This is a genomic window from Yersinia kristensenii (assembly GCF_900460525.1).
In the GTDB taxonomy this organism is placed as follows: domain Bacteria; phylum Pseudomonadota; class Gammaproteobacteria; order Enterobacterales; family Enterobacteriaceae; genus Yersinia; species Yersinia kristensenii.
In genome coordinates this window covers 4152371-4176669 of record NZ_UHIY01000001.1, presented here as the reverse complement: position 1 = coordinate 4176669, position 24299 = coordinate 4152371, and the positions used below count along the sequence as shown (strand labels likewise).

Below are 24299 nucleotides of genomic sequence, written 5' to 3'. Positions count from 1 at the left end.
TGCCGCTTTCCACGCCAAGCTCTATTGAGTTTGGCGTTGTTATTTCTGGATCCCACAAGCTTTAATTATTTAACTTTTATTGTGGCTATTATTTGATCTGCATTCTGGAAATATCCCGCCCATCATCCCATGATGAGCACTCTATTTCGTCAGATAATCGGACAAAGCCTTATGGAACAGCTGAAAGCTGAATTAAGTGTCGTGCTTGGGGAGTCGATTACCCGCCTTGAGCGCATCAGCGAGCAGCCTTATGCCCACCTGTATGCGATGTATAATCAGCAGGGTCAGGCAATCCCATTGTTGGCAAAGAGTTATGTCTGTCAAGGGATTGCACAGCAAGAGGCCTATAAACTGTCAATGTTGTCGCGCGAAGGCGATATCCGCTTGCCGACTGTGTATGGTTTAGTCATGACCCATCAACCTCCGTATAAAGAAATTTTGCTGATGGAGCGGCTTCGGGGAGTTTCGGTAGAAGCACCTACCCGAACCGGGGAGCGCTGGAATGCTTTGATGGATCAGATAGTTGAGGGCGTATTAGCCTGGCACCGGATCGATAGCCATGGGTGTGTTGGCAATGTTGATAGCACACAAGAAAATGATTGGTTCAGTTGGTATCAGCAACGAGTTGAAGTGCTGTGGGCCACGCTATCGAATATGAACTCACCACAAATGACCCTGGAAGATAGGGCGATTCTCTATCGTGCTCGGGCATCATTAAATGCACTTTTTGCCGGTTTTGACGACAGTTCAGTGCTGGTTCACGGCAATTTGACCTTACGCAGTATGCTTAAAGATCCCCGCAGTGATCAATTGCTGGCAATGCTTAACCCCGGCCCCATGCTATGGGCACCGCGGGAGTATGATTTATTCCGCCTGAGTGAAGAGGGTATGCCGAGCCAGTTATTTTATCGCTACCTCAATAAAGCGCCGGTCTCGGAATCCTTTGTGGCCCGCCGTTGGCTCTACACTCTGTGGGAGTTGGTTTCCCGCTTTATTCACACCGGTAATTTGGATCGCGCTTCATTTGATAATGCGGCTAAACAACTGTTACCTTGGCTGAATTAACTGCAAAATCATTCATCATTTTTATTGTCCGTTAATGTTTGCCAGATTAGCCCCAATGTTTCATACCAAGCGCGTTCGGTGTGGCCTAAATAGGTTGCCGCCGGAATAATGCGTTCCCAACTGTGTAAGGGGCTGGTAATAGCTAACTGATTGGCGGGAGCCGGAATAGGGTGTAAGCCCTTGGCTGTAAAAAATTTTATCGCCCGAGGTAAATGACTGGCGGAGGTCACCAGCAAAAAAGGTTTATTACCCACCAAGGTAGCCACCGCTGCCGCTTCTTCAGCCGTATCTTTGGGTTGCTCTAATGCAATAATATCCGCCGCCGGAACCCCTAAACTTTCCGCTACCTGCGCCGCTGTTTTTGCACTACTTTGGCTGTTCGGGCCAGCGCCGCCGGTAAACACCATTTTTGCGTTAGGATGGGCACGATACAGCCGGATCCCCTCAGTGACTCGCGGCAAACTATTCGAGAATAAATTAGCACTTGGCGCCCAATTCGGATTAAACGTGTAGCCGCCACCAAGGACAACAATGTAATCTACCGGGTCGTTTCCCTGATAAGTTGCGTATTGTTTTTCCAGCGGTAATAACAGGCGATCCGCGACAGGTTGCAGGCTAATAAGCAATAATATCAGCCAACTTAATGCAAAAAGCGTTTTGCCACTTTTTTGCCAGCGGGTAAACCACAATAAGATTAATGCCAGCCCCATGATGATAAGCAGAAAGGGCAGTGGCATTAATAAGCCGCCAACAAACTTTTTTAGGGTAAAAAGCATAAAAACAGGCACCTTTTGGCTGAAAAAACGGCATTTGGCGATGATTACGGGCCAAGAAGATTTATTCTAAGTCAGGCTGTGCCAAAATAGCAGGTTGATAGTCATTCTTTTTGCTGTCGCTATTGATTTGCGAGTCTCTATCAAGGCCGGTAAATCAATAGTTATAGATACAATCGCGGAGCAATTGTCCATGCAGGATCGCAATTTCGATGATATTGCCGAGAAATTCTCGCGCAATATCTACGGCACGACGAAGGGAATGATCCGTCAGGCGGTGGTGTGGCAAGATATCACCGGGCTATTAGCGCAGTTGCCGCAACGCCCGTTACGGATTTTAGATGCAGGTGGTGGTGAAGGGCATATGGCTTGTCAACTGGCGGAATTGGGTCATCAGGTTCTATTATGTGACCTGTCCGCTGAGATGATCCAACGTGCAAAAGTGGCCGCTCAGGAAAAAGGTGTGAGCCACAACATGCAATTTGTACAAAGTGCGGCCCAGGACATCACCCAACATTTGGAACAGCCCGTTGATCTGATATTGTTCCATGCGGTTTTAGAATGGATTGCAGAGCCACAACAAGTTCTGCAAATACTTTTTAATGCGTTAAACCCAGGTGGCGCACTGTCATTGATGTTTTTCAATGCCAATGGGTTAGTGATGCGTAATGCGGTATTAGGTAACTTTCAATTGGCGATACCCGGCCTCAAAAGACGTCGGCAGCGCTCGTTATCACCGCAATACCCGTTAGACCCGCCGACGGTATACCGTTGGCTTGAGCAAATGGGTTTATCCATTAGCGGTAAGACAGGAGTACGGGTGTTTCACGATTACATGAAAAATAAACAGCAACAAGTCGATGAATTTGCTGAATTATTGGCGTTGGAACAGCGCTATTGCCGGCAGGAGCCCTTTATCAGTTTGGGGCGCTACGTGCATGTCATGGCGTTTAAGCCGAATCTGAAGGACCCATTATGAGTGAATTTTCCCAGACAGTACCCGAACTGGTCGCCTGGGCGCGAAAAAATGATTTCTCGATTACTCTGCCAACAGAGCGTCTGGCCTTTCTTATGGCTATTGCCACCTTAAATGGTGAGCGGCTGGACGGTGAAATGAGCGAAGGCGAGCTGGTGGATGCATTTCGTCACGTCAGTAAAGGGTTTGAACAGACCACCGAAACCGTGGCCGTGCGCGCCAATAACGCCATCAATGATATGGTGCGCCAGCGTTTACTCAACCGTTTTACCAGTGAGTTGGCCGATGGTAATGCTATTTACCGCCTAACTCCATTAGGCATTGGCATTACAGATTATTATATCCGCCAGCGGGAGTTTTCCACTCTGCGGCTGTCGATGCAGTTGTCGATAGTGGCGCAAGAACTGCAACGGGCGGCAGAAGCGGCGGAAGAGGGCGGTGATGAATTCCACTGGCACCGTAATGTCTTTGCCCCGCTTAAATATTCAGTCGCTGAAATCTTTGACAGTATCGACATGACCCAGCGCCTAATGGACGAGCAGCAGCATAGCGTTAAAGAAGATATCGCGGCGCTCTTGAATCAAGATTGGCGTGCTGCTATTGCCAGCTGCGAAATGTTGCTGTCAGAAACCTCCGGTACACTCAGAGAGTTACAAGACACGCTGGAGGCGGCTGGTGATAAGCTTCAGGCGAATTTATTGCGCATTCAAGAAGCCACCATCGGCAATGCGGGCTTGGATTTGGTCGATAAACTGGTGTTTGATTTACAAAGTAAACTTGACCGTATTATCAGTTGGGGCCAGCAGTCTATTGATCTGTGGATTGGTTATGACCGCCACGTGCACAAGTTTATCCGTACTGCGATTGATATGGATAAAAACCGGGTATTTGCCCAGCGCTTACGCCAGTCAGTGCAAAATTATTTTGATAACCCTTGGGCCTTGACCTACGCCAATGCTGATCGCTTGCTGGATATGCGCGATGAAGAGTTGGCGCTGCGTAGTGAAGAGGTCACCGGAGAATTGCCACCGGACTTGGAATTTGAAGAGTTTAATGCTATCCGTGAGCAGTTAGCCGCCCTGATTGAACAAGCATTGCTGGTATATCAGCAGAAAAAACTGCCGCTCAATTTGGGGGAAGTGATGCGCGATTACCTCGCGCAATATCCGCGTGCTCGTCATTTTGACGTGGCTCGTATCCTGGTCGACCAGGCAGTTCGCCTTGGTGTGGCCGAAGCCGATTTCTCAGGATTACCCGCTGAATGGCTGGCAATCAATGATTACGGAGCCAAGGTGCAGGCACATGTCATCAACAAATATTGAAGTAGTAATGCCGGTTAAACTGGCTCAGGCATTGGCCAACTCATTGTTTCCGGCACTGGATAGTCAGTTACGCGCTGGCCGTCATATTGGTATTGATGAGCTGGATAACCATGCTTTCCTGATGGATTTTCAGGAGCAACTGGAAGAGTTTTATACCCGCTATAACGTGGAGTTAATCCGTGCGCCGGAAGGTTTCTTCTATCTGCGCCCTCGTTCAACCACGTTGATCCCGCGCTCGGTGTTATCTGAGCTGGATATGATGGTCGGCAAAATTCTTTGTTATCTGTATCTCAGCCCGGAACGTCTGGCTCATGAAGGTATTTTCGCCCAGCATGAGCTGTACGAAGAGCTGCTGAGCCTGGCCGATGAGAGCAAATTGCTGAAGTTCGTTAACCAGCGCTCAACCGGCTCAGATTTGGATAAACAAAAGTTGCAGGAAAAAGTGCGAACCTCACTCAACCGGCTGCGCCGTTTGGGCATGATTTACTTTATGGGCAATGACAGTAGCAAGTTTCGTATCACTGAGGCGGTGTTCCGTTTTGGTGCCGATGTGCGCAGCGGTGATGACCCACGCGAAGCTCAGTTGCGTATGATCCGGGATGGCGAAGCCATGGCGGTCGAAAATAGTCTGTCACTCCATGATGAAAGCGATGAAAGCGACATCACCATGGGCAATGCAACGGACAGTGCAGAGGATGAACAGGAATGATTGAACGCGGTAAATTTCGCTCACTGACCTTGGTTAACTGGAATGGTTTTTTTGCCCGAACATTCGATCTTGATGAACTTGTTACTACCTTATCCGGTGGTAACGGGGCCGGTAAATCTACCGCTATGGCTGCTTTCGTCACAGCATTGATTCCAGATTTAACCTTGCTGCACTTTCGTAACACCACCGAAGCAGGGGCCACCAGTGGCTCGCGTGATAAAGGGCTGCACGGTAAATTGCGCGCCGGAGTGTGTTATTCCACGTTAGATGTGGTCAACTCTCGCCACCAACGGGTGGTGGTTGGGGTACGTCTGCAACAAGTGGCCGGGCGCGATCGCAAAGTTGATATCAAACCTTTCACTATTCAAGGGCTTCCGACTGCAATTCAACCCACACAGATCCTCACCGAAGTGGTGGGCGAGCGCCAGGCGCGGGTGTTGTCATTGCCAGAGCTGAAAGAACGCGTTGAAGCTATGGAAGGGGTGCAGTTTAAGCAATTTAACTCCATCACCGATTACCACTCGCTGATGTTTGATTTGGGTGTGATCCCAAAACGTCTGCGCTCTTCTGCTGATCGCAGCAAATTCTACCGTTTGATTGAAGCGTCATTGTACGGCGGTATTTCCAGCGCCATTACCCGCTCATTACGCGATTATTTATTGCCAGAAAACAGCGGCGTTCGTAAGGCCTTCCAGGATATGGAAGCGGCGTTGCGCGAAAACCGCATGACGCTGGAGGCTATCCGTGTCACCCAGTCCGACCGTGACCTGTTTAAGCATCTTATCTCTGAAGCAACTTCCTATGTTGCTGCTGACTATATGCGCCATGCCAATGAGCGGCGTATTCATCTCGATGGTGCTTTGGTCTTGCGTCGTGATTTACTGGGCAGCCGCAAGCAACTAGTGACCGAGCAGTATCGCCATGTCGAAATGTCCCGTGAATTGGCCGAGCAAAGTGCTGCCGAATCTGATCTCGAAACTGATTATCAGGCCGCCAGTGACCATCTCAGTCTGGTGCAAACCGCGATGCGCCAGCAGGAAAAAATCGAGCGCTACCAAAGTGATTTGGAAGAGCTGACTTACCGGCTGGAAGAGCAAAATGAAGTGGTTGCTGAGGCCAGCGAGCAACAAGCTGATAATGAAGCCCGTGCCGAAGCCGCTGAGCTGGAAGTGGATGAGCTGAAAAGCCAGTTAGCTGATTATCAGCAAGCGCTGGATGTACAGCAAACCCGCGCCATTCAATATCAGCAAGCATTACAGGCATTGGAACGCGCCCGTGCGTTGTGCCAATTACCTGAATTAACCGCTGATAATGCCGAAGATTGGCTGGAAACTTTCCTGGCCAAAGAGCAAGAAGCGACCGAGTCTTTATTGCAACTCGAACAAAAACTGAGTGTGGCAGATGCCGCCCACAGCCAATTTGAGCAAGCTTATCAATTGGTGGTGACCATTGCCGGTGAGGTCAGCCGCAGTGAAGCTTGGCAAACCGCACGCGAATTATTACGTGACTGGCCATCGCAGCAACATTTGGCCGAGCGGGTTCAGCCATTGCGCATGCGCCTGTCCGAGCTGGAGCAGCGTTTACGTGCCCAGCAAGATGCCGAGCGTTTATTGCAAGAATTCTGCAAACGTCAGGGGCAAGCTTATCAGCCCGAAGAGCTGGAAGAGTTGCAGCGTGAGCTGGAATCACAGGTTGAGGCGCTTTCTCTCAGCGTCAGTGATGCCGGTGAGCGGCGTATGGAAATGCGCCAGGAACTGGAGCAACTAAAGCAAAAAATTCAAGAATTGACGGCACGAGCTCCAGTATGGCTGGCGGCTCAAGATGCTCTGAGCCAACTCAGTGAACAGAGCGGCGAAGCGCTGGAAGATAGCCGCCAAGTCACTGAATACATGCAACAGTTGCTAGAGCGCGAGCGCGAAACCACCGTCGAGCGTGATGAAGTGGCGGCAACTAAACGGGCTATTGATGCACAAATTGAGCGCCTGAGTCAGCCAAGCGGTGCTGAAGATTCGCGGATGATTGCATTGGCCGAGCGTTTTGGCGGCGTGCTGTTATCCGAGATTTATGATGATGTCACGCTCGACGATGCCCCCTATTTCTCCGCGCTGTATGGCCCGTCTCGCCACGGTATCGTGGTACCCGACTTGTCATTGGTGCGCGATCAATTGGCCGGATTGGAAGATTGCCCGGAAGATTTATATCTCATCGAAGGGGATCCGCAGTCATTTGATGACAGTGTCTTTGCCGTCGAAGAACTTGATAAAGCGGTGGTGGTGAAAATAGCCGATCGCCAATGGCGTTATTCTCGCTATCCGGAAGTGCCACTGTTTGGCCGCGCTGCCCGCGAAAACCGGCTAGAAGCGCTGTATCAAGAGCGTGATAGTCTGGCGGAGCGCTATGCGACACTGTCGTTTGATGTGCAGAAAACCCAGCGTTTGCATCAGGCATTCAGCCGGTTTATTGGTTCTCATCTGGGTGTGGCATTCGATTCTGATCCAGAAGCTGAAATTCGGTTGTTAAATACTCGCCGGGGTGAAATCGAGCGCGCGCTGAATGCGCACGAAGACCAAAATCAACAGCAACGCCAGCAATTCGAACAGGCTAAAGAGGGTATCTCAGCGCTTAACCGTTTGATTCCGTTGGTATCATTGCTGCTTGACGATACTTTGGCTGACCGCGTCGAAGAAATCACCGAAGAGCTAACAGAAGCACAAGACGCCGCCCGTCATATCCAGAAACACGGCGCTTCTCTGACTAAGCTTGAACCGCTGTTGGCGGTGCTGCAAAGTGATCCGCAGCAACATGAACAGTTGCAGAAAAACTATACTCAGGCGCAGAACAGCCAGCGTCAGGCTAAACAGCAAGCTTTCGCACTGACAGAAGTTGTGCAGCGGCGAGCGCACTTTAGCTATACCGATTCTGCGGGTATGCTGACTGAAAACTCCTCTCTGAATGATAAACTGCGCCAGCGCTTAGAACAGGCCGAAGCAGAGCGTACGCGGGCTCGCGAGCAGTTGCGTCAATATCAGGCGCAGTTTACTCAGTACAATCAAGTGCTGGCGTCATTGAAAAGTTCTTATGATGCTAAACGTGACATGCTCAAAGAACTTAGTCAGGAACTGGTGGACATTGGCGTTCAGGCGGATGCTAATGCCGAAGCCCGCGCCCGCACGCGTCGCGATGAATTACATGCGGCATTGAGTACCAATCGCTCACGGCGCAATCAGTTGGAAAAACAGCTGACTTTCTGTGAAGCCGAGATGGACAGCTTGCAGAAGAAACTGCGCAAGCTGGAGCGGGACTATCATCAAATTCGCGAGCAGGTGGTTAATGCTAAAGCGGGTTGGTGCGCGGTGATGCGCATGGTGAAAGACAATGGCGTTGAGCGCCGTTTGCATCGTCGTGAACTGGCCTATATGGATGGCGACGAATTGCGTTCTATGTCGGATAAGGCGCTGGGGGCATTACGTCTGGCGGTGGCTGATAATGAACATCTGCGCGATGTGCTGCGCATGTCTGAAGATCCTAAGCGGCCTGAGCGCAAAATTCAGTTCTATATTGCGGTGTATCAGCATCTACGTGAACGTATCCGTCAGGATATCATCCGTACAGATGACCCGGTCGAAGCCATTGAGCAAATGGAAATTGAACTGGGCCGCCTGACTGAAGAACTGACTGCCCGTGAACAGAAACTGGCGATCAGCTCGAAAAGCGTGTCGAATATTATCCGTAAAACTATTCAACGCGAACAGAACCGCATTCGAATGCTGAATCAGGGCTTGCAAGCGGTGTCATTTGGCCAGGTCAAAAGTGTGCGGCTGAATGTGAATGTGCGCGAAGCCCATGCGACCTTGCTTGATGTGTTATCCGAGCAGCAAGAACAGCATCAGGATTTGTTCAACAGTAACCGCCTGACTTTCTCTGAAGCACTGGCAAAACTGTATCAGCGCCTAAACCCACAAATGGATATGGGGCAGCGCCTGCCGCAAACCATTGGTGAAGAGTTACTGGATTACCGTAACTATTTAGAGCTGGAAGTTGAAGTTAACCGCGGCGCAGATGGCTGGTTGCGGGCTGAAAGTGGCGCATTGTCGACCGGTGAGGCTATTGGTACCGGGATGTCTATTCTGGTTATGGTAGTACAGAGCTGGGAAGAGGAGTCGCGCCGTTTACGCGGTAAAGATATTTCGCCTTGCCGTTTACTGTTCCTCGATGAAGCTGCGCGTTTGGATGCCAAATCTATCGCAACATTATTTGAACTGTGCGAGCGGTTGGAGATGCAATTAATTATTGCCGCCCCAGAAAATATCAGTCCAGAAAAAGGGACAACTTATAAACTGGTGCGAAAAGTCTTCCAAAATCATGAGCATGTACACGTAGTCGGTTTGCGCGGCTTTGCCAATGAAATACCGACTTTGCCACAGATATCTGCTGAACAATGATATTGCGGTTAATTTTTGCACAATAAAAACGTAATAATAATTAATTCTACTCAATGGCCGCCTAGCGGCCATTTTTATTTGCTGCGGCATTTGAGGGTTATATTTTATAAGCGAAGAAAATCTGTTAGCGTAACGTTAATGATTAATTTAGATTATTAGCTACTTAGTAGCATTTCTGTTTATATAATAAAAATACCCAAAGATAATGGTGTTGTAGTCAACGACCAAGTCGGGTAACGAGAGCCGCTAACCTACCGCGACTTCAGGGAATAAGGGTAACGACAAGCTATGACGTACTTAGATAAGCATACCGGGGGCATAGAATGTCGGTAGAGAAAAGAAATCCGCAACGTGTATTAGCGTTATATTGCGCCTTGATTTGTAGCGTGATGCCCACATTTACAGCATCGGCCACGGCGCCGATGATGCCGATTGATTCATCTTCAGCGCAGAAATCACCGCCACAAAGTATGTCAGTTGCGCAGAGCCGCTCTCAATTATTGGCCGTGTTACCGAAAACTATCACGCCGTTTTATTCTTCTGAATTAGCCGTGCTCTATGCTGCCAATAATATGCAGCCAATGTGGCAAGACCGGGCTGCTGTTCAGCATTTCCAGCAACAATTAGCGGAAGTGGCACTCTCTGGTATTCAACCGCAATTCATGCAATGGGTTAAATGGCTCAGTGATCCTGCTATTACTGGCTTGGCTCGAGACGTTATTCTGTCCGATGCCATGTTGGGTTATTTGCACTTTATCTCAGGCGTCGGTGCAAATGGTAGCGTATGGCTTTACAACAATGTGGCGTACAAGATGGCGATGCCACCGGCGACGATTTTAAATCGCTGGCAACAAGCTGTGCACGAAGGGAACACTGCACTTTATCTGGCATCGCTGGCACCCCAGCACCCTCAATATGAAAAAATGCATCTGGCGCTGAAACAGATGCTGGCAGACCGACGGCCATGGCCACAAATGGCCAATGGCCCGAGTTTACGTCCAGGCCAGTTAAGCGACGATATTCCAGCACTGCGGGAGATCCTCGATAGAACCGGCATGTTGCACCCGGTGGCGTCAGCCCCAGTGCAAACCCCTGAGATTATTCCGGCTGATAATCCTACGGCGGCGGTCGTTAATGATGACCTCTCGGTTGATGAAGAGAAAAGCCGTGCTCAGGCCCACAGTTTGGTAGTGAGCCCATCAGCAGCGCCGGTGGCAGATACTCCCGTCACCGAAGGGGTGGTTGCGCCATCCGCTGCACCACCAGCCGCGACTGTCACGGTAACTGACAATGTTTACACGCCAGAGCTGATGGAAGCCGTCAAACGGTTCCAACAGTGGCATGGTTTGAGCGAGGATGGTGTCATCGGTGCCCGTACTCGTGAATGGTTGAATGTTTCTCCACAAACACGGGCGACATTATTAGCCTTAAATATTCAGCGCTTACGCATTTTACCAGGGCGGGTGGATAACGGTATCATGGTTAACATTCCGAACTATTCACTGAATTATTATAAGAATGGTTCCGAGGTGCTCTCGTCTCGAGTGATTGTAGGCCGCCCAAGCCGCAAAACGCCGTTGATGAGCAGTGCATTAAATAATGTGGTGGTTAACCCACCATGGAATGTGCCGACTTCTTTGGTGCGTCAGGATATCGTGCCGAAAGCGCGTTACGATTCCAGTTATTTCCAGCGCCATGGCTATACCGTATTGTCTGGCTGGAGTAATGATGCTCAAGTTGTCGACCCGTCAATGATTGACTGGAGCATGATTTCACCGAATAACTTCCCATATCGCCTGCGTCAGGCACCTGGTGCCAGCAATTCATTAGGGCGGTTCAAGTTCAATATGCCAAGCTCTGATGCTATCTATTTGCATGACACGCCGAACCATGGTTTGTTCCAGAAAGATATTCGGGCCTTAAGCTCTGGCTGTGTTCGCGTGAATAAAGCTTCTGACTTAGCCAATATGCTGTTGCAGGATGCGGGGTGGAATGATGCCCGTGTTTCCTCGACCCTGAAGCAAGGGGATACCACTTATGTCAACATTCGCCAACGTATTCCGGTGCAGCTGTATTATCTGACGGCATGGGTGGCTGAAGATGGCAAACCACAGTTTAGAACAGATATTTACAATTATGATATGACGGTGAGATCCGGCTCACAAATCGCCCATCAAGCAGAACTTTTGCTGCAATAAATGCAGTAAAACTCAATAACTAATGGTCTCAATATCGGGTTGTCTTATGGGCGCGTCTAAGCGACGCCCTATAAACCTGGGCTAAACGCACAGTGAATGCGTACCGAATGCGGGTTGACTGGTTTTCCGTAGGCGGTTATGGTTCGGGACGGTACATATATACCCAAAGTGATTTGGAGTTGCAGCCAGGCGGCAAACGAGTCAATCCCAATGAGTTTACTCAAGTTAGTGATTTGGGAGAGTGACAGCTGCCAACACCGCTATAGCTCCAAGTATTAAGGGTACAGTGCTTACTTTTGACATTCTTGCCGGGTATTAACAGAGATCATGGATAAAATTGATAATTATCGCCGTAAATGGCTAGCGTTAGGTGGGGTAGCGCTCGGGATGTCGCTACTCCCTGGGCAAGCATTTGCTACCCTTTCAACTCCTCGCCCACGCATCTTGACCCTGAATAACCTGAATACAGGTGAGTCCATAAAAGCCGAGTTCTTTGACGGTCGAAACTATAATAAAGATGAACTTTCCCGTTTAAATCATTTATTCCGTGACTATCGAGCCAACAAAGTAAAAAGTATCGATCCCCGCCTATTTGATCAACTTTATCGCCTACAAGGTCTGCTCGGTACCACTAAACCGGTGCAGTTGATCTCCGGCTACCGTTCACTTGATACCAATAATGAACTGCGTGAACGGGGGCGGGGGGTGGCTAAACACAGCTACCACACTAAGGGGCAGGCGATGGATTTCCATATTGAAGGTATTCAATTGAGCAATATCCGCAAAGCGGCATTAAAAATGCGCGCAGGTGGTGTAGGATACTACCCTCGCAGTAATTTTGTGCATATTGATACTGGGCCAACACGAACCTGGTAATACGCATTTTTATGCCAATGCTTTGAAATCTATGCCCGATAGATTCCACGATACAACCAGGCGGCACCTGAAAACGGCCAAAAGTGCTGTAACTTGGATGATGACGGGTAGATTAAAACTGCATTGGGGGTGGAGCTCTATGAAATATCAAATTATTCCAGTGACGGCCTTTAGTCAAAATTGCACCCTGATCTGGTGTGAAGAAACAGGGCAGGCCGCTCTAGTGGATCCCGGTGGTGAAGCCGACAAGATCATTGCTGAAGTTACCCGTCAGGGTGTTAAGGTCAGCCAGATTTTGTTGACTCACGGCCATTTGGATCATGTAGGTGCCGCCGCTGAATTAGCCGCGCATTTTCAGGTGCCTATCTATGGCCCAGAAAAAGAAGATGCGTTTTGGTTAGAAGGATTACCTGCTCAAAGTAGAATGTTTGGGCTGAGTGAGTGTGAAGCTTTTCTCCCGACGCGTTGGTTGGAAGAAGGCGACAAAATCACTGTCGGTGCTATTGAGTTATCAGTACTGCATTGCCCAGGACATACGCCAGGGCATATTGTCTTTATTGATCAAAAAGATCATTTGGCATTAGTTGGCGATGTTATTTTTAATGGCGGTGTCGGGCGTAGTGATTTCCCGCGTGGTGACCATCAACAATTGATTCATTCTATCCGAACCAAATTGTTGCCTTTGGGGGATGATATGACATTTATTCCAGGCCATGGCCCGATGTCTACGTTAGGGCATGAGCGGCAGACCAATCCGTTTATACGTGAAGAACCTGCTATTTGGTGAGAATCACCACTTAGTGCTATCTAACACTGAGTATCAGACAGCATCTAATCAAGGAAGGCACCTCACGGTGTCTTTTTTATATTATATTTAATTAATTGTTAAAGTATTTTGTGAGCTCATAATCAGCTATTTGCAGATATGATGAACATAATGATGGGGTTCATCAAATTAGTGTGACCTTATAGTATTTAGAAGGCGTAACATAGCAGAAAATATACCCAAGTTACTCCGAGATACAGGCAGCAACTGAGTGACAAGTCGGTCAAAGACCGGTTTGAACAGCATTTATGCTAGCCCGCAGGGTGAGTCTCAAAGAGACTCATTAACCCCGAGGAGCTTAAACAAGTCAGTGATTGGGGTGAGCAAGGGCAGCCAACATCCCTGTGTCTTGAAAGGCGATGGGTATAGAACTGATATTGACCCGGCACGGCTTTTACTGCTGTTTTAAGTTCGTCGCATTACGAGCGCCTTTCAATGGAATCTACTATGCCATTTCGTCGTTTCAGAGTGAATAAATTCCTGTCCCGGCTCGGTTTTTCTTCTATGGTATTATTGCTATTTCTGCTGTTGGGCGCAGCCGTAATTTATGCGCAAACAAAAGCTAATATGCATCAAGATGCTGAAGCCAAGTTATTACAGGGTAGAGAACGTTTCGACCAAATATTTAATAACTTGCAGCATGCTGCTACCCAGGTAGAAACAGGGCTGGGAAAACCTTGCTTGCAAGTGGTACAGAACTTACGCGATCAAGTTGTCTTTATACCAGATGTGCGTTCAGTTTCTTTGGCTAAAAACACCACTATTTATTGTTCTTCAATATATGGCCCGATTTCCGAGCAATTCTATTTAGATGAATTTGTCGATGGGCAACTAGAGTTAATGTCAGGTAATGATGTAACTCCTGATCGCGCTTTGATGGTTTATCGGCAAGTCCGAGGGGATTACAGCATTCTGGTGGCTGTTGATGGTTATTATTTACGCAGTATTCTTAATTTATTGAGCGGCGATATTGCGTTGCAACTGAGAGTTGGCGATAAATGGATGGATGCGGCCGGAATGGTGCATTCAGGTAACCCGACGAATAAAGGCGAACCTTTATATCTGGCCTCAGAGAAATATGCTTATTCATTAAGCACGGCGCTTTCTCATCAACAATATTGGGCTTATGTCTGGCAATACGCTCAAGGTAGCTTGATTTTCTTCATATTAATGAGTCTTGGCTCGGCGGCACTTGTTTTTTGGCTGTCAGGAAGGGCGTCATCACCCACACAGGTATTAAAGCAAGCATTAGAAAATAACGAATTTATTCCTTATATGCAGCCGATTGTCAGCGGTAAGGGGCAATGCTGGGTGGGATGTGAAGTTTTAATGCGTTGGCAACACCCTGGGCAGGGTTTAATTCAACCGAATCACTTCATTCCTATGGCGGAGGATAGCGAGCTTATTGTGCCAATGACCCGCGCTATTATGCAGCAAGTCAGTGCAAAATTTGCGCCCTATGTTAATCAATTACCCGAAGGGTTCCACTTTGGTTTTAATATTAGCGCCAATCATTGCCGTGATCTCAGTTTGGTAGATGACTGCCGTCATTTCATTCAGGCTTTTGGCGGTAATAAAATTAATATCACGCTGGAGTTAACTGAACGAAAATTGATTGTTACAGATGAGATTACAGATAAATTATTTGCTGAACTTCATGCTTTAGGGGTTTTTATTGCCATTGACGACTTTGGTACCGGGCATTCGAGCTTAAGTTATTTGCAGAAATTTAAAGTCGACTTTCTCAAGATTGATCAAAGTTTTGTCGGGATGATTGGTTCCGATGCTTTGTCGAGCCATATAGTGGGTAATGTTATCGATCTTGCAACTCGGCTGGGGTTGCAAACCATTGCCGAGGGCGTCGAAAACGAAACTCAAATGCGCTATTTACAGGCCCACAATGTGGATTATCTGCAAGGGTATATGTATGGGCGGCCCATGCCAATGAATGAATTTGCCAAGTATTTATTCCGTTAAGCTTATTGGCAGGCGAATAAAAAAGGGTGCCCAAGGCACCCTTTTTACGGTTAATCACGGCGACTTAATTAGAGCACCGCAACAATAGCTTCACACAATGGCGCCATATTGTCTGGCGTCATACCGGCAACGTTAACGCGGCCAGAATTGACAGCATAAACAGCGAACTCATTGCGCAGACGCAGAACTTGTTCTTTGGTCAGGCCACTGAATGAGAACATACCATTCTGGTTGATGATAAAGCTGAAATCTTGCTTAGCGCCTTTTTCCTGCAAAGTGTTAACAAACAACTGACGCATACGGTGAATACGCTGGCGCATATCGGTCAGTTCTTGTTCCCAAATGGCACGCAGCGCTGGGTTGCTCAAAATGGTGGCAACCACAGAGGCACCGTGAGCTGGTGGGTTGGAATAGTTAGCGCGGATAACTGCTTTAACTTGGCTGAAGGCAATATCAGCTACATCACTATTTGCAGCAACAATAGTACAAGCCCCGACACGCTCATTGTACAGACCGAAGTTTTTGGAATAAGAGCTGCAAACAATCAATTCTTGATGTGTTGCGGCAAAGATACGCAAACCCTGGGCATCTTCTTCCAAACCTTTGGCAAAACCTTGATAAGCGAAGTCAAACAGCGGCAACCAACCCTTAGCAACTGACAATTCCGCTAATTGGCTCCACTGGGCTTCTGTTGGGTCAATCCCCGTCGGATTATGACAGCAACCATGGAACAGCACTACGTCGCCAGCCTGGGCTTCTGACAGGCTATTTAACAACCCATCGAAGTCCAGCGCATGATTTGCTGCGTCATAATAGGCATATTCAACCACTTCCAGCCCAGCTGCGGCGAAGATGTTTTTATGATTTGGCCAGCTTGGATTACTGACCCAGACACGTTTGGCGCTGGTTTGATGGGCAATGAAATCAGCGGCAATACGCAAACCACCTGTGCCACCAGGGGTTTGAGCGGTACGCGCACGTTTATCAGTAATAATCGCACTATCGGCACCGAACAACAGTTCCTGAGTACAGCTTGCGAAAACGGGTAGGCCATCAATACCCAAATAATTTTTGGTGACTTCATTTTCCAGCAAATACTGCTCAGCTTTCTTTACGCTGGTCAGCACCGGCGTTTTCCCGGTTTCGTCTTTGTAGACCCCGATCCCCAGGTTAATTTTATGAGGGCGGTCATCCGCGCGGAAAATATCGGTCAGGCCCAGAATAGGGTCGGCAGGTGCAGCAGTGATTTTTTCAAACATGTCAGAGGCTTCCATGGCTTAGCGTTAAGCAAACAGAACCATCAGGGTAGCGCCAGTTGCAGTCTTTGCCAACCGTTTGCGATAAAAAGAAATGAATGTTGTGAGGCGGGGGGATTCAGGGTGAAATATCGGCAAAATAGCGCATTCGGCAGCGCATTCTCCCTATATTAGCCAAGGGTAAAATGTTAGCTAAGGATAAAACAAAAAGACAGAGCCGAGGCCCTGTCTTTTTTCAACTTATGTCAGCAGATAAACTGCGTGATTAAGTTTAACTTAGAACTGGTAAACCATACCAACACCAACAACGTTGTCTGTGTTCAGACCGTTAGCGCGGGTGAAGTTGTCTTCGTCCAGCAAGTTGATTTTGTAATCAACATAGGTAGACATGTTTTTGTTGAAGTAGTAGTAAGAACCAACAGAAACATATTTCAACAGGTCATGGTTATCATCAGTTGCGTTGTTCAGATCCTTACCTTTGGACTGAACATAGCCCAGGGATGGACGCAGACCGAAGTCGAACTGGTACTGTGCAGTCAGTTCAATGTCACGAGTCTTGTTAGCAACAGAATCATTGCCAAATGGAGTCAGGTTCTGAGTTTCTGCGTACATTGCTGCCAAGTATACGTTGTTAGCGTCGTATTTAGCACCAACGTTCCATGCTTGAGCTTTGTCGCCTTCAGCAAATGTTGCGTTGGTCAGGTGAGCATTTTTCTGAGCAGTGGTACGGTTAGCTGTAGAATAACCAGCACCGAAGCTTACGCCATAACCGATGTCATAAGTTGAAGACAGACCGAAGCCGTCACCGTTTTGAGTGGTCAGCAGACCATCACGGCCAGATTCGTTTTTGCCTTGGTATTGCAGAGCAAAGTTCAGACCATCAACCAGACCGAAGAAGTTCTGGTTACGGTAAGTAGCCAAGCCAGTAGAACGGCCAGTCATGTAGTTGTCAGAGTTGGAGATTGAATCACCACCGAACACTGGCAGCATGTCAGTCCATGCGTTGACGTCATAGATTACGCCGTAGTTACGGCCGTAGTCGAATGAACCGAACTCAGCAAATTTCAGACCAGCAAAGCCCAGACGGGTTTTGTTGCCTTTGCCTTCTTGAGCTTCAGCATTGTTAGCCTGAATGTTGTATTCCCACTGGCCGTAACCGGTCAGTTGGTCAGTAATTTGGGTTTCACCTTTGAAGCCGAAACGAACATAAGATTCGTCACCGTCTTGGCCAGCGTTGCTAGAGAACTGGTGACGCGCGTCAACTTTACCGTACAGGTCAAGTTTGTTGCCGTCTTTGTTGTAGATTTCTGCTGCATTAGCTGCACCAGCTGCTAACAATGCTGGGATTACTACTGCAAGAATATTGCGCTTCATCATTATTATTACCCTCATTGGTGTTATTCGGACACCTGCCACTGCCGCCAATAATTTTTTTGGAACTATTGTTGAGAGTTTGGTGTCGTCTGTGTCTGAACGCAGTGTTCCATTCGTGAGGGTTATAATCCAGACCGAAAATGCTACCAATTACCTGAATATGTTTCATTGGGAAACTATGTGTTACAAAATGTAAAATTCAGGGAACTTTGTGACTTAGATCGAACTTTAAAAAATGACAAAAGCCAGCAGAGCTGGCTTTTATTTATACAAAAATATCCTTTTTCTAAATAACGAACTTAGAAACTGGCATTTCTCGGCGTACGTGGGAATGGAATCACATCACGAACGTTTTGAACTCCAGTCACATAGGAGATCAAACGCTCAAATCCAAGACCAAAACCTGAATGTGGCACAGTGCCATAGCGACGCAGATCACGATACCACCAATAATCTTCTTTATTGAGGCCCATTTCTGCCAGACGGGCATCCAACACATCTAAACGCTCTTCACGCTGTGAACCACCGATAATCTCACCAATGCCAGGGGCGAGGACATCCATCGCTGCCACGGTTTTACCATCTTCATTCATACGCATATAGAAGGCTTTGATATCTTTCGGATAGTTTTTGACCACCACCGGTGCTTTAAAGTGTTTCTCAGCTAAATAACGCTCATGCTCAGAAGACAAATCAATACCCCAAGAGACATCATTTTCAAATTTCTGACCTGATGCCAATAAAATCTCAATAGCATCGGTATAGTCAACTTGAGCAAAGTCAGAGGTAACAAAGCGTTGTAAGCGATCGACAGCATCTTTATCGACACGCTCGGCGAAGAACTTCATGTCATCAGCGCGTTCGTTCAATACCGCCTGGAAAACATATTTCAACATTTTCTCAGCTAAACCGGCGACATCATCCAATGAGGCGAAGGCAACTTCAGGTTCAACCATCCAGAACTCGGCCAAATGACGGCTAGTATTGGAGTTTTCAGCACGGAAAGTCGGGCCGAAAGTGTAAACCTTAGATAATGCACTGGCGTAAGTTTCACCGTTTAGCTGACCGGATACCGTCAGGAAAGCTTCTTTACCGAAGAAATCCTCACTGAAATCAACAGCGCCAGTATCAGTGCGCGGCAGATTTTCCAGATCTAATGTGGAAACACGGAACATTTCACCCGCACCTTCGGTATCCGACGCAGTGATTAACGGTGTTGAAACCCAGAAGTAACCGTTCTCATCGAAGAAACGGTGAATAGCTTGCGCCAAGGTATGACGAACGCGAGCCACTGCACCGATCAAGTTAGTCCGTGGACGCAAGTGAGCAACTTCACGCAAGTATTCGATACTGTGACGTTTTGCTGCCATTGGATAAGTATCGGGATCATCAACCCAACCAACGACTTTGATCGCGGTGGCTTGAATTTCAAAACTCTGCCCTTCACCGGGTGAGGCTACGACGGTGCCAGTCACTTCAACTGAGCAGCCGGTAGTTAAATGCAGTACTTCGTCCTGATAATTAGGCAAAGTATTATTCACGACGGCCTGTAACGGGTCAAAGCAGGAACCGTCATAAACGGCAACGAAGGAGATACCCGCTTTAGAATCTCTCCGGGTACGCACCCAACCGCGTACGGTGACTTCACTGTCAACCGCAGCACGGCCTTGCAGTACGTCGACTACAGGCACTACGCTCATAGATTTCTCTCTTTAATAGTTTTGATAAATAGTTAACAACCCAACAAAATGGGGATATTGCTATGTTACTTGCGGCGGTGCAGGACACAAGTAGAAATCACCAGTTCAGTGCAACATTTCTATAAATAGAGACGACACAAAGCGAGAAATGATTGAATTGTGGAATGTGGAAGAGTAAAGCCGATCAAAAAGTGCAAATTTGGCGGTGGGCCGGGCAAGCATCTGCCGCCCGGCAATCAGGTATTAACTGGCTTTCTTGACTAAAGGAAGCGCGAATGCTTCACGCAATTCATCAACAAATGCCGGGTCATGACAAATGGTTTTCCCTGGGCTATCGGAGAGTTTTGCCACCGGTTTGCCATTACACTCCACCAGCTTAATCACAATATTCAGCGGTTTGACGCCGGGAATATCACAGGTTAAACGCGTTCCAATACCGAACACCAATTTAATCCGTTGGTAAAAATGGCGATACAGCGACAGGGCTTTTTCCAAGTCTAAATTATCCGAGAACACCAATGTCTTGCTCATTGGGTCAATGCCCAATTTTTCATAATGGGCGATAGCTTTCTCACCCCATTCGACCGGGTCACCCGAGTCATGGCGTAATCCCTGATAGCGAATAGCGAAGGTTTCATCAAAATCACGCAGGAATGCATCCATAGTAATACAGTCTGTTAATGCCACCCCAAGTTGATTTGGATACTCATCTAACCAGATTTGCAATGCTACACGCTGGCTGTTGGCCAGCACCGGGCTAATCTGTTGATGGGCCTGGAACCATTCATGAGCCTGAGTTCCTACCGGAGCTAAAGACAACTTGCGTGCTAAATCATAGTTACTGGTGCCGACAAAATAGGGAAACTCATCTTTTAATTCACTGACAATAGCGTGCTGAACCTCGCGAGAGAAACGGCGACGCGTGCCAAAATCCATTAACTTGAAGTGAGTCATGTCGATATCAGCACTGAGCGCTTTAAATTGCTGAAGTTTGCTGCGCAACTGTGTAATGGCTTGATCCACAGTGACATGTTTGGAGCGGCGGCGATGAACAATTTCACTGATTACCGCTAATAGTGGCACTTCCCACAGAATTGTTTCGCACCATAATCCGGTAATCCGGATGTCTAATTTACCACCATTATCAGACACGCTGACTTGCTCGGGATTAAAACGAAAGCTCTGTAACCAATTTAAATAATCTTTTTTAAAAAAGGGCAAGCCGGAGAGATAGAGATACTCATCATCGGTCAGTGTCAATTGGCTCATCAATGTTATCTGATGGCGGATTTCGTCGGCATATTCGCCCAGCAGCTCATCACCACGGCAGCGGAATTCAGCGGCAACGGTAATATGGCGATAACGATGGAACACCGCTTGTTGCATATGAAGTTTATAAGCATCCGTATCAAGCAATGAAGTCAAAATCGGTGAGGCGTCTTGGGTCATGGCGCTGTATAGCATCCTCGTAGGAGCATTTTCCACAGTATGAATGTCGCGGAAGTATACCGGTATTATCCTGTTATTGAAGCCTCATCACACCATAAATGCTAATCAGAGGTCTAGGATTAAACGTGCCATCAGCGATGAAAAAGGTTTTTTGTTAAATGTTCAATCCAATTAAGGTCAGTTTTTTAGCTATTTAGATAATAAGGGAAAAGTTGTATTAAATTAGTAGGGTTATTAACTGAATATAATACCCGCAATATTATTGCACATATTCTGGATAATTCTTAAGCAGTCAGGGCGTTTTTACCTTCAATCACTTCTATCAGCGGTTTTTCTCCGGGCCCAATGTAATAAAACAATAACCTTGCGAAGCGGCTCGAAAAAAGAGCATTCAATGCTTTATTTGCCTCAATAGCACGGGCTCTCACCTAGGTTTTTTTCACAATTGTGATACATTGAAAAGACTATCTGAGTCTAAGGCGAAGTCGCTGGCAGCAATGCTTTGAACCCAAAGTTCTTAAGTCCAGGCGCCTCTAAATACAGACTTGATAATCATATTCACTGATGACGTCAAAAGGGTTTCTATGACACAACAGCCGCAAGCTAAATACCGTCACGATTATAAATCGCCGGATTACACAATCACTGACATCTTTCTAGACTTTGCACTTGATGCACAAAAAACGACGGTAACAGCGGTCAGTCAGGTAAAACGTCAGGTTGCAGATGTGACGCCATTGATCTTAGATGGTGAAGATTTAACACTCATCAGTATTAGCATTGATGGGCAAGTATGGCCTCATTACCATTTGCAGGGTAATTCACTGGTTATTGAGCAGTTACCCGCGAATTTTACACTGACCATCGTGAATGATATCCATCCTGCAACTAATAGTGCACTTGAGGGGCTATATCTTTCCGGTAATGCACTCTGCACACAATGTGAAGCCGAAGGTTTTCGTCATATTACCTATTATTTAGATCGCCCTGATGTACTGGCGCGGTTTACCACCCGTATTGTTGCCGATAAATCGCTTTATCCTTATTTACTTTCTAACGGTAACCGCGTGGGGCAGGGGGTTCTGGATGATGGTCGCCATTGGGTGAAGTGGGAAGATCCGTTCCCAAAACCTTGTTACCTGTTTGCATTGGTCGCCGGTGATTTCGATGTCTTGCGTGATAAGTTCATTACTCGCTCTGGCCGCGAAGTCGCGTTGGAGCTTTTTGTTGACCGCGGTAATTTGGATCGCGCCGATTGGGCTATGACCTCTTTGAAAAACTCCATGAAATGGGATGAAACCCGTTTTGGCCTGGAATATGACCTCGACATCTATATGATTGTGGCGGTTGATTTCTTCAATATGGGCGCGATGGAAAACAAAGGGCTGAATGTATTCAACTCAAAATATGTTCTGGCAAAAGCAGAAACGGCGACAGATAAAGATTATCTGAACATTGAAGCTGTTATCGGTCATGAATATTTCCATAACTGGACGGGTAACCGAGTAACTTGCCGTGATTGGTTCCAATTAAGCTTGAAAGAGGGCTTAACGGTATTCCGTGATCAAGAATTCAGTTCCGATTTGGGCTCACGCTCGGTTAATCGTATTGAAAACGTTCGTGTGATGCGTTCGGCGCAATTTGCCGAAGATGCCAGTCCGATGGCTCACGCTATTCGCCCAGATAAAGTCATCGAGATGAACAATTTCTACACCTTGACGGTGTATGAAAAAGGGTCGGAAGTCATCCGGATGATGCATACTTTACTGGGTGAACAGCAGTTCCAGGCGGGCATGCAACTCTATTTCGAACGCCATGATGGCAGTGCGGCGACCTGTGATGATTTCGTACAGGCAATGGAAGATGCATCTAATGTTGATTTATCTTTATTCCGCCGCTGGTATAGCCAATCGGGTACACCGATACTGACGGTACGTGATGATTATGATGCTGAAAAACAGCAATATCATCTGCATGTTAGTCAGAAAACGTTGCCAACCGCGGATCAGCCGGAAAAACTGCCATTGCATATCCCTTTGGATATTGAACTTTATGACAGTAAAGGCCACGTGATTGCGTTACAGAAAAATGGTTTACCGGTTCATCATGTTCTGAATGTCACAGAGGCTGAGCAAACCTTTACTTTTGATCATGTTGAGCACACCCCCATCCCATCCCTATTGCGTGAATTTTCTGCACCAGTCAAACTGGATTACACCTACAGTGATCAGCAACTGACTTTCTTGATGCAGCATGCGCGTAATGAATTCTCGCGCTGGGATGCGGCGCAAAGTTTGCTGGCAACTCATATCAAGCTCAATGTTGCTAAATACCAGCAAAAACAGCCGTTGAGTTTACCTAATCATGTGGCTGATGCTTTCCGTGCAATATTGCTTGATGAAAATCTTGATCCTGCACTAGCAGCACAGATCCTGACACTGCCATCAGAAAATGAAATTGCGGAGTTGTTCATCACTATTGATCCGCAAGCGATCAGTGCAGTACATGAAGCCATTACCCGTTGTCTGGCAAATGAGTTGTCTGATGAATTATTGGCTGTCTATGTGGCGAATATCACTCCTGAATATCGTATTGAACACACAGATATCGCCAAGCGGGCATTGCGCAATATCTGTCTGAATTACCTTGCCTTTGCGGATGAAGAGTTTGCTAACAAGCTTGTTTCTTCCCAATATCATCAGGCAGATAATATGACTGACTCGTTGGCAGCGCTCGCGGCTGCTGTTGCTGCACAGTTACCTTGCCGCGATGAGTTGTTGACGGCCTTTGATGTACGCTGGAATCATGATGGTTTGGTGATGGATAAATGGTTTGCTCTGCAAGCAACCAGCCCGGCAGCGGATGTTCTGGCGCAAGTGCGTGGTTTACTTAAACACCCAGCCTTTAGCTTGAGTAATCCAAACCGCACTCGCTCGCTAATTGGTAGTTTTGCTTCCGGTAACCCAGCAGCTTTCCATGCCACTGACGGTAGCGGTTATCAATTCCTGGTAGAAATACTCAGTGATTTGAATACCCGTAATCCACAGGTTGCTGCTCGTTTGATTGAGCCACTGATTCGTTTGAAACGTTATGATTCAGGGCGTCAAACTTTGATGCGTCAGGCCTTGGAACAATTGAAAACACTGGATAATTTGTCTGGTGATTTATACGAGAAGATAACTAAAGCATTAGCGGCATAAGTTGGCTATTTGCAAAAGTAAATAATTTGTAGAAGTCATTGTTTAAATAAATAGGGGGCATAATGGCCCTCTATTTTTTTATCCTTATATTTGTTAACACTAGAGTAACTTCATAGAACAAGGTCTTTGCATGGCTTTACTTCGCAAACGTTTACT

The 24299-nt window shown here is 47.3% G+C and carries 15 protein-coding genes; 10 read left to right on the top strand and 5 right to left on the bottom strand.

Going from position 1 to position 24299, the window contains the following annotated elements; all coding sequences use genetic code 11:
* Positions 1-171: 171 nt before the first annotated feature.
* Positions 172-1065, top strand: a complete 894-nt coding sequence (locus tag DX162_RS19390) for a YcbJ family phosphotransferase (protein ID WP_004391100.1) — start codon at positions 172-174, stop codon at positions 1063-1065.
* An 8-nt stretch (positions 1066-1073) separates the two neighbouring features.
* On the opposite strand, the gene elyC is transcribed toward DX162_RS19390, so the two are convergent.
* A complete protein-coding gene (gene elyC / locus DX162_RS19385) occupies positions 1074-1841 on the bottom strand; it encodes an envelope biogenesis factor ElyC (RefSeq protein WP_098080887.1) in 768 nt (255 codons plus the stop codon).
* 190 nt (positions 1842-2031) lie between these two features.
* On the opposite strand from elyC, the gene cmoM reads away from it, so the two are divergent.
* The 8 genes from cmoM to DX162_RS19345 all read left to right on the top strand — a co-directional run bounded on the left by cmoM (position 2032) and on the right by DX162_RS19345 (position 15164).
* On the top strand, positions 2032-2817 hold the full coding sequence (gene cmoM, locus DX162_RS19380; RefSeq protein ID WP_032820046.1) for a tRNA uridine 5-oxyacetic acid(34) methyltransferase CmoM: 786 nt from the start codon (positions 2032-2034) through the stop codon (positions 2815-2817).
* Complete coding sequence (mukF, locus tag DX162_RS19375; RefSeq protein ID WP_032820048.1) at positions 2814-4136, top strand: chromosome partition protein MukF; 1323 nt, start codon at positions 2814-2816, stop codon at positions 4134-4136. Before cmoM ends, mukF begins: the two co-directional genes overlap by 4 nt.
* Positions 4117-4845, top strand: a complete 729-nt coding sequence (gene mukE / locus DX162_RS19370) for a chromosome partition protein MukE (protein WP_032820049.1) — start codon at positions 4117-4119, stop codon at positions 4843-4845. Before mukF ends, mukE begins: the two co-directional genes overlap by 20 nt.
* Positions 4842-9287: a chromosome partition protein MukB gene (mukB, locus tag DX162_RS19365; RefSeq protein WP_032820051.1), complete on the top strand. Its 4446-nt coding sequence runs from the start codon at positions 4842-4844 to the stop codon at positions 9285-9287. The genes mukE and mukB overlap by 4 nt, the downstream gene beginning before the upstream one ends.
* 323 nt (positions 9288-9610) lie before the next feature.
* The gene (gene ldtD / locus DX162_RS19360) at positions 9611-11485 is read left to right on the top strand and encodes a L,D-transpeptidase (protein ID WP_004391108.1); all 1875 of its coding nucleotides are present in this window, start codon (positions 9611-9613) and stop codon (positions 11483-11485) included.
* A 327-nt stretch (positions 11486-11812) separates the two neighbouring features.
* Complete coding sequence (gene mepK, locus DX162_RS19355; protein ID WP_004391109.1) at positions 11813-12361, top strand: peptidoglycan L,D-endopeptidase MepK; 549 nt, start codon at positions 11813-11815, stop codon at positions 12359-12361.
* 139 nt (positions 12362-12500) lie between these two features.
* Positions 12501-13148, top strand: coding sequence for an MBL fold metallo-hydrolase (locus DX162_RS19350; RefSeq protein WP_004391110.1), 648 nt, complete (start codon positions 12501-12503; stop codon positions 13146-13148).
* Positions 13149-13634: 486 nt separating this feature from the next.
* The gene (locus DX162_RS19345) at positions 13635-15164 is read left to right on the top strand and encodes an EAL domain-containing protein (RefSeq protein WP_032820053.1); all 1530 of its coding nucleotides are present in this window, start codon (positions 13635-13637) and stop codon (positions 15162-15164) included.
* 68 nt (positions 15165-15232) lie between these two features.
* On the opposite strand, the gene DX162_RS19340 is transcribed toward DX162_RS19345, so the two are convergent.
* The 4 genes from DX162_RS19340 to pncB form a co-directional block, all read right to left on the bottom strand.
* Entirely contained in the window at positions 15233-16423 is a 1191-nt protein-coding gene (locus DX162_RS19340) for an amino acid aminotransferase (RefSeq protein WP_032820054.1), read from the bottom strand.
* 273 nt (positions 16424-16696) lie between these two features.
* A complete protein-coding gene (gene ompF, locus DX162_RS19335) occupies positions 16697-17794 on the bottom strand; it encodes a porin OmpF (RefSeq protein ID WP_167310349.1) in 1098 nt (365 codons plus the stop codon).
* Positions 17795-18093: 299 nt separating this feature from the next.
* A complete protein-coding gene (asnS, locus tag DX162_RS19330; RefSeq protein ID WP_004391114.1) occupies positions 18094-19494 on the bottom strand; it encodes an asparagine--tRNA ligase in 1401 nt (466 codons plus the stop codon).
* 243 nt (positions 19495-19737) lie between these two features.
* Positions 19738-20943, bottom strand: a complete 1206-nt coding sequence (pncB, locus tag DX162_RS19325) for a nicotinate phosphoribosyltransferase (RefSeq protein ID WP_032820055.1) — start codon at positions 20941-20943, stop codon at positions 19738-19740.
* 584 nt (positions 20944-21527) lie between these two features.
* On the opposite strand from pncB, the gene pepN reads away from it, so the two are divergent.
* Positions 21528-24143, top strand: a complete 2616-nt coding sequence (gene pepN / locus DX162_RS19320) for an aminopeptidase N (protein WP_004391116.1) — start codon at positions 21528-21530, stop codon at positions 24141-24143.
* The last annotated feature ends 156 nt before the right edge of the window (positions 24144-24299 follow it).